This is a genomic window from Umezawaea sp., assembly GCF_057122925.1.
The window spans coordinates 1-6,152 of record NZ_DBNGPQ010000191.1; the positions used below are offsets into that span (position 1 = coordinate 1).

General features: G+C 73.0%; 7 protein-coding genes and 1 pseudogene. 6 read left to right on the forward strand and 2 right to left on the reverse strand.

The genetic code is table 11. The features are described 5' to 3' along the window. Window positions 1-146: 146 nt before the first annotated feature. The gene (locus AC156L_RS42455; protein ID WP_484407850.1) at window positions 147-1,499 is read right to left on the reverse strand and encodes a replication-associated recombination protein A; all 1,353 of its coding nucleotides are present in this window, start codon (window positions 1,497-1,499) and stop codon (window positions 147-149) included. 157 nt (window positions 1,500-1,656) lie between these two features. Here AC156L_RS42455 and AC156L_RS42460 point away from each other — a divergent pair, with 157 nt between their 5' ends. The 6 genes and pseudogenes from AC156L_RS42460 to AC156L_RS42485 all read left to right on the forward strand — a co-directional run bounded on the left by AC156L_RS42460 (window position 1,657) and on the right by AC156L_RS42485 (window position 5,766). Continuing rightward, on the forward strand, window positions 1,657-2,565 hold the full coding sequence (locus tag AC156L_RS42460) for a hypothetical protein (protein ID WP_330882230.1): 909 nt from the start codon (window positions 1,657-1,659) through the stop codon (window positions 2,563-2,565). A 59-nt stretch (window positions 2,566-2,624) separates the two neighbouring features. After that, entirely contained in the window at window positions 2,625-3,248 is a 624-nt protein-coding gene (locus tag AC156L_RS42465; RefSeq protein ID WP_330882225.1) for a uridine kinase, read from the forward strand. A 105-nt stretch (window positions 3,249-3,353) separates the two neighbouring features. Next, window positions 3,354-4,043, forward strand: coding sequence for an energy-coupling factor ABC transporter permease (locus AC156L_RS42470; RefSeq protein ID WP_330882223.1), 690 nt, complete (start codon window positions 3,354-3,356; stop codon window positions 4,041-4,043). Then, window positions 4,040-4,327 carry a PDGLE domain-containing protein gene (locus AC156L_RS42475; RefSeq protein WP_330882221.1) on the forward strand — a complete coding sequence of 96 codons (288 nt, stop codon included), beginning with the start codon at window positions 4,040-4,042 and terminating at the stop codon, window positions 4,325-4,327. The genes AC156L_RS42470 and AC156L_RS42475 overlap by 4 nt, the downstream gene beginning before the upstream one ends. A gap of 44 nt (window positions 4,328-4,371) precedes the next feature. After that, a pseudogene (gene cbiQ, locus AC156L_RS42480) lies at window positions 4,372-4,968 on the forward strand (cobalt ECF transporter T component CbiQ); the annotation flags it as partial. A 21-nt stretch (window positions 4,969-4,989) separates the two neighbouring features. Continuing rightward, entirely contained in the window at window positions 4,990-5,766 is a 777-nt protein-coding gene (locus tag AC156L_RS42485; RefSeq protein ID WP_330882313.1) for an energy-coupling factor ABC transporter ATP-binding protein, read from the forward strand. Here AC156L_RS42485 and AC156L_RS42490 read toward each other — a convergent pair. Beyond that, the gene (locus AC156L_RS42490) at window positions 5,763-6,083 is read right to left on the reverse strand and encodes a DMT family transporter (protein WP_330882219.1); all 321 of its coding nucleotides are present in this window, start codon (window positions 6,081-6,083) and stop codon (window positions 5,763-5,765) included. The two genes, AC156L_RS42485 and AC156L_RS42490, sit on opposite strands and share 4 nt — an antisense overlap. Between the last annotated feature and the right edge of the window lie 69 nt (window positions 6,084-6,152).

The window sequence follows — 6,152 nt, forward strand, 5'->3', positions numbered from 1 at the left end:
CCGCCAACGCCATGAATGCACGATCCAGCCGTGCCGCGGCGTGCTCATCACTGGCCAATAATCAACCTTTCTTTTGATCAATGCATTGGTTGATTAATACGGTAGAAAATCAAGTACGGAGTGTCAAGAGATGACGGAGTGCGAGATCAGCGCGGTCGGCGGATGATGGCGCGCAGCTTGTCCAGCCGCGTCGAGATCTCGCGCTCCGCACCGTGATTCGTCGGGCGGTAGTAGTCGACCCCCACCAGATCGTCTGGCGAATACTGTTGCGGCACAACGCCGTCTGGATGGTCGTGGGCGTACCTGTAGCCGACGGCGTTGCCGAGCTTCTGGGCGCCGGAGTAGTGACCGTCGCGCAGGTGCGCGGGCACCGAGCCGATCGCGCCCTTGCGCACGTCGGACATGGCCTCGCCGATCGCGGTCGTCACGGCGTTCGACTTGGGCGCGGTGGCCAGGTGGACGGTGGCCTGGGCGAGGTTCAGCGCGCACTCGGGCAGCCCGATGAGCTGCACGGCCTGCGCCGCGGCCACGCACGTCTGCAAGGCGGTCGGGTCGGCCATGCCGACGTCCTCGCTGGCGTGGATCACCAGCCGCCGCGCGATGAACCTCGGGTCCTCGCCCGCCTCGATCATCCGCGCCAGGTAGTGCAGCGTCGCGTCCACGTCCGACCCGCGCAGCGACTTGATGAACGCGCTCGTCACGTCGTAGTGCTGGTCGCCGTCGCGGTCGTAGCGCACCGCCGCGCGGTCGACCGTCGCCTCCAGCAGCGGCAGGTCGAGCACGCCGTCCTGCTCCTGGAGGGCGGAGTCCGCCGCGGCCTCCAGCGCCGTGAGCGCCCGCCGCGCGTCGCCGCCCGCGAGCCGCACCAGGTGGTCCTCGGCGTCCGGCGCGACCGACACCCGGCCCCCGAGGCCGCGCTCGTCGGCGACGGCCCGGCGCACCAGTTCGCGCACGGCGTCGTCGGTGAGGGGCTTCAGCTGGAGCACCAGCGACCGCGACAGCAGCGGGGAGACGACGGAGAAGTACGGGTTCTCCGTGGTGGCGGCCACCAGCAGCACGATCCGGTCCTCCACGGCTCCCAGCAGCGCGTCCTGCTGGGTCTTGGAGAACCGGTGCACCTCGTCGATGAACAGGACGGTCTGCTCCCCCGACCGCACGAGCCGCTTGCGCGCCTCGTCGATCACCGTCCGCACCTCCTTGACGCCCGCGGACAGGGCGGACAGCGCGGAGAACCGCCGCCCGGTGGCCCGCGACACGAGGGTGGCGAGCGTCGTCTTGCCGGTGCCGGGGGGCCCGTAGAGCATCACCGACGCGGGCGCGGCACCCTCGACCAGCCGCCGCAGCGGAGCGCCGGGCCCGAGCAGGTGGTCCTGCCCGACGACCTCGTCCAGCGACGCGGGCCTCATCCGCACCGCCAGCGGGGCGTTCGCCGCGATCCGCGCCTCCCGCTCCTCGGGGGTGGCGCCGAACAAGCCCTCGTCGAACAGCCCTTCGTTCACGTGTTCGAACCTACCGGGGAGGTCCGGCAGGACGCGAAGTCGCACGGTGGGTGTTCGCCCGGACGCGGATAGTATTGGGTCCCGGCCGGTGCCGGAGACGGCTCGGGCGCGGGGCGTTGGCTCCCACGCCCCGGCGGGGCCGTTGGAGGGCTGACTGGTGGCGAGCGAGCGGGAGCGGTACCTGGCGGGCCGGGAGATGACCGCGGTGGGCAAGACCGCCGACGTCGTGAACCGCGTGGCCGAACTGCGGTCCATCCTCGCGACGGGCGTCGCCAGGCCCGCCCGCGTCGACCTCCGCCTGCTGCGCAAGCGGGCGTGGATCCCCCCGCTCGACCTGGGTGACCTCGCCGAACCGCGCCGCGCGCCGACCTGGCGGGAGTTCGAACCGGCGGGTCAGGGGGCGCTGGGCAGGCTGTTCGGCCGCGCGCGGCACCACCGGGGGCTGGCGGCGGCGAGGGCCGCGTTCGACGAGGCGGTCCGGCGCCACGACGAGGAGGAGGCCGAGCGGGTGCGTCGGGTCGCGGAGCTCCGCGAGCGGCACGAGGAGGAGAGGAAGCGGGTCGAGAAGGCCGCCGCCGACCACAACCGGGGCCTCGACGAGTTCGGCCGGAAGCTGGCCCGCCGCGATCCGGAGGCCGTCGAGCGGCACCTCGGGCTGGTGCTGGCGGCCGTCCCGCTGCCGTCGGGGTTCCCCAGGCGGGCGGAAGCGGTGTTCACCCCGGAGGCCGAGACGGCGGCCGTTCGGGTGGAACTGCCGCCGCGCGACGTCGTCCCGACCGCGCGGTCCTTCACCTACGATCCCGCGTCCGACCGGGAGGTGCGGGTGGCCAGGTCCGAGCGGGAGGTGGCCGAGCTGTACCGGTCGCTGGTCGGCCAGGTGGTCCTGCTGGTCGCGCGGGACCTGTTCGACGCCGACGAGCACCTGGCGGCCGTGCGCGTCGAGGGTCGCGCGGGGGGCGCGTCCCTGCTCACCCTGGAGGTCGAGCGGGCGGCCTTCGCGAGGGTCGACCTGCGCAGGTTCCCGGCGGAGGTCTGCCTCCGCAGGCTCGACGCCTCCGAGGCGTAGGGCCGTCCGCCGAGGTCACCGCACCCGGACCGCCCCTCGTTGTGCCAGAATGGTGCCCCGTGCCGTCATCCCCCGTTCACGCGCGCGCCGTGCTGCTCGCGGGCCCCTCGGGCTCGGGCAAGTCCCACCTCGCCGCACACCTCGGTTGGCCGGTGTTGCGGTTGGACGACTTCTACCGCGACGACGACGATCCGCTGCTCCCCCGTGACGCCACGGGGCTGGCGGACTGGGACGCGCCCGACTCGTGGGACACCGCCGCCGCAGTCGCCGCGGTGGTCGAACTGGCGCGGACCGGCCGGGTGGAGGCGCCGACGTACTCGCTCAGCGAGAGCCGCCGGACCGGGTGCCACGCCGTGGTGCTGGGGGACGCGCCCGCGTTCATCGCCGAGGGCCTGTTCGCCGACCGGCTCGTCGAGGAGTGCCGGGCCGCCGGGGTGCTCGTGGACGCGATCGTGTTGTCCCCCAACGCGTTGGTGACGTTCGCGCGGCGGTTCGTGCGGGACGTGGCCGAGGCCCGCAAACCCGTCCCGGTGCTCGCGCGACGAGGACTGCGACTGCTGCGGGAGCAGCCGGACGTCGTGCGCCGCTGCGCGCGGGCGGGCATGCGGGTGGTCGGCCCGAAGCGCGCGCGGGCGGAGCTGGAGGCGCTGGAGGCGCCCGCGGCGGTCCAGGCCGCGCTGTGACCGCCTGACAGGCGGAAAGGGCGTCGCAGGCGGTGTGGTGAACGTCCGACACCGGTTGTTGCACTGCTATGGCCACAACCGGTATGTGGCAACTACCGTGACCTGGTGTCCGAAACCATCGCAATGCACATGAGCGACGGCCTGCTGAACGCGCCGACCTCGCTCCTGTTCGTCGTGGTCGCGGTCGTCGGCGTCGGGGTGGCGCTGGCGAAGGCGCGCGGCGACCTGGACGACCGGACCGCGCCCATGGCGGGTCTGGTGGCGGCGTTCGTGTTCGCCACGCAGATGCTGAACTTCCCGGTGCTGCCGGGTGTCAGCGGCCACCTCCTCGGTGGCGCGCTGGCGGCGATCCTGGTCGGACCGTGGGTCGGCGCGCTGTGCGTGACGATCGTGCTGGTGCTGCAAGCCCTCCTGTTCGCCGACGGCGGCGTGACCGCGCTCGGCGCGAACGTCACCAACATGGCGCTGATCGGCACCGCCGTCGGGTACCTCGTCGCCGTGTCGCTGCGCCGGTTCGCCCGACGGGGCAGGGCGGGGATCGCCGCGGTGGCGTTCGTGTCCGCGCTGGTGAACACCGTGGTCGCGTCCGGCGGGTTCGTGCTGGAGTACGCGATCGGCGGCCAGGGCGGCGTGGCGTTCGGCACGGTCGCGGGCGCGGTCCTCGGCGTGCACGTGCTGATCGGCATCGGCGAGGGCCTGATCACCGCGGCGACCGTGTCGGCCGTGACCGCGGTGCGGCCGGACCTGGTGTACCTGCTGCGCGGGACAGAGCAGAAGTTGGAGCTGAGGGCGTGAAGCGGTTCTTCGTCGGGTTCGCGGTCGTCTCGCTCCTGCTGGCCGGGGTGGTGTCGTACTTCGCGAACTCCAACCCCGACGGGCTCGACCACGTGACCGAGGTGCACGGCATCGCGGAGCACGCGGAGGAGAGCCCGCTGAGCGGTTCACTGTTCGCGGACTACGCGGTGGGTGGTGACGACCGTTTCACCGGTGTGGCGGGCATCCTCGGCGTGGTCGTGACGCTCGTGCTCGCGGGCGGGCTGTTCTGGTTGCTGCGCAAGCGCACCCCGCAAGAGAAGTAGTGGGCGCCGGGCACGGGGTCCTGCACCGGGCGGGCGATTCGCCGGTGCACCGGCTGGCGCCGCAGCTCAAGATCGTCGGCGCTTTCGTGGCCGTGCTGTGCGTGGTGGCGACGCCGCGCGAGGCGTTCTGGGCGTTCGGCGTCTACCTGCTCGCGATCGTGGCGGTGTGGCAGGTCGCGCGGGTCCCGGTGAGCTGGTTCGCCTCGCGCGCGCTGATCGAGCTGCCGTTCGTGGTGCTCGCGGTGCTGCTGCCGCTGGTGGGCCACGGCAGGCGCGTGGACCTCCTCGGGGTGGCGGTGTCGGTGGAGGGCGCGCTGGCCGGGTGGAACATCCTGGCGAAGGGCACGCTCGGCGTGCTGGTGTCGCTGACGCTGGCCGCGACGACCGCGCCGCACGACCTGCTGCTGGGCTTGCAGCGGCTGCGCACGCCGTCGGTGCTGATCACCATCGCGACGCTGATGCTGCGCTACGGCGAGGTGATCGTCGGGGAGGCCCAGCGGATGCGGATCGCGCGCATCTCCCGCGGCCACGACCCGAGGTTCCTCTGGCAGGTCGGCGCGACCGCGCGCGGCATCGGCAGCCTGTTCATCCGCTCCTACGAGCGCGGCGAGCGCGTGCACCTGGCGATGGTGTCGCGCGGCTGGACTGGCACGATGCCGGAGATGAGCGGGTCGAGCAGTCCCCAGCCCGTCCGAGTGGTCGAGTCCACGACGCCCGCGCTGCTGGTGGAGCACCTGGCGTACGCGTACCCGGACGGCCACCAGGCGCTGTTCGGCGTCAACCTGCGGGTGCGGCGGGGTGAGCGGGTCGCGCTGCTCGGGCCGAACGGCGCGGGCAAGACCACGCTCGTCATGCACCTCAACGGCGTGATCAGCGGCGGGTCGGGCCGGATCGAGGTCGCGGGCCTGCCGGTGGACAGGGCGAACCTCAAGGAGATCCGCCGCCGCGTGGGCGTGGTGTTCCAGGACCCCGACGACCAGCTGTTCATGCCGACGGCCCGCCAGGACGTGGCGTTCGGCCCGGCGAACTTCGGGCTGCGCGGGGCCGAGCTGGACGAGCGGGTGCGCCGGGCGCTGGACGCGGTCGGCATGGGCGACTTCGCCGACCGGTCGCCGCTGCACCTGTCCGGCGGCCAGCGCCGCCGCGTCGCGCTCGCGACCGTGCTCGCGTGCGACCCGGAGATCCTGGTGCTCGACGAGCCGTCGGCGAACCTCGAACCGGTGGCCCGCCGCGAGCTGGCGGAGGTGCTGCTCGGGCTGGACCGCACGATGCTGATGGTCACGCACGACCTGCCGTACGCGCTCCAGCTCTGCACCCGCAGCGTCGTGATCGACGAGGGCGTGGTCGTGGCCGACGGCCCGACCCGCGAGATCCTCGCCGACACCGCGCTGCTGGCGGCGCACCGGCTGGAGCTGCCCTACGGCTTCCGCCTGGACTAGTGGGCGCCGCCCAGTTCGATGAGCAGCACGCCCGCGATGATCAGCACGATGCCCAGCCCCATCACCCTCGTCAGCGGCTCCTTGAACAGCACCCGCGACGCGACGGCGGTCAGCGCCACGCCGACCGCGGCCCAGATGCCGTAGGCGACACCGACCGGGATGCCCTCGGCGAGGGCGAGGGCGAGCATGGTGAACGCGACGAGGTAACCGCCGCCCACCGGGACGTACCAGAGGGAGCGGCCCTGCGACGCCATGCGCAGCGACAGGGTGGCCGCGACCTCGGTGACGATCGCGAGCGCCAGGTACACCCAGCTCACGACCCGTTCACCCCGGCGCGGGCGTGCGCGGCCTGGGAGCCCAGCTCGACGCAGAGCACACCGCCGATG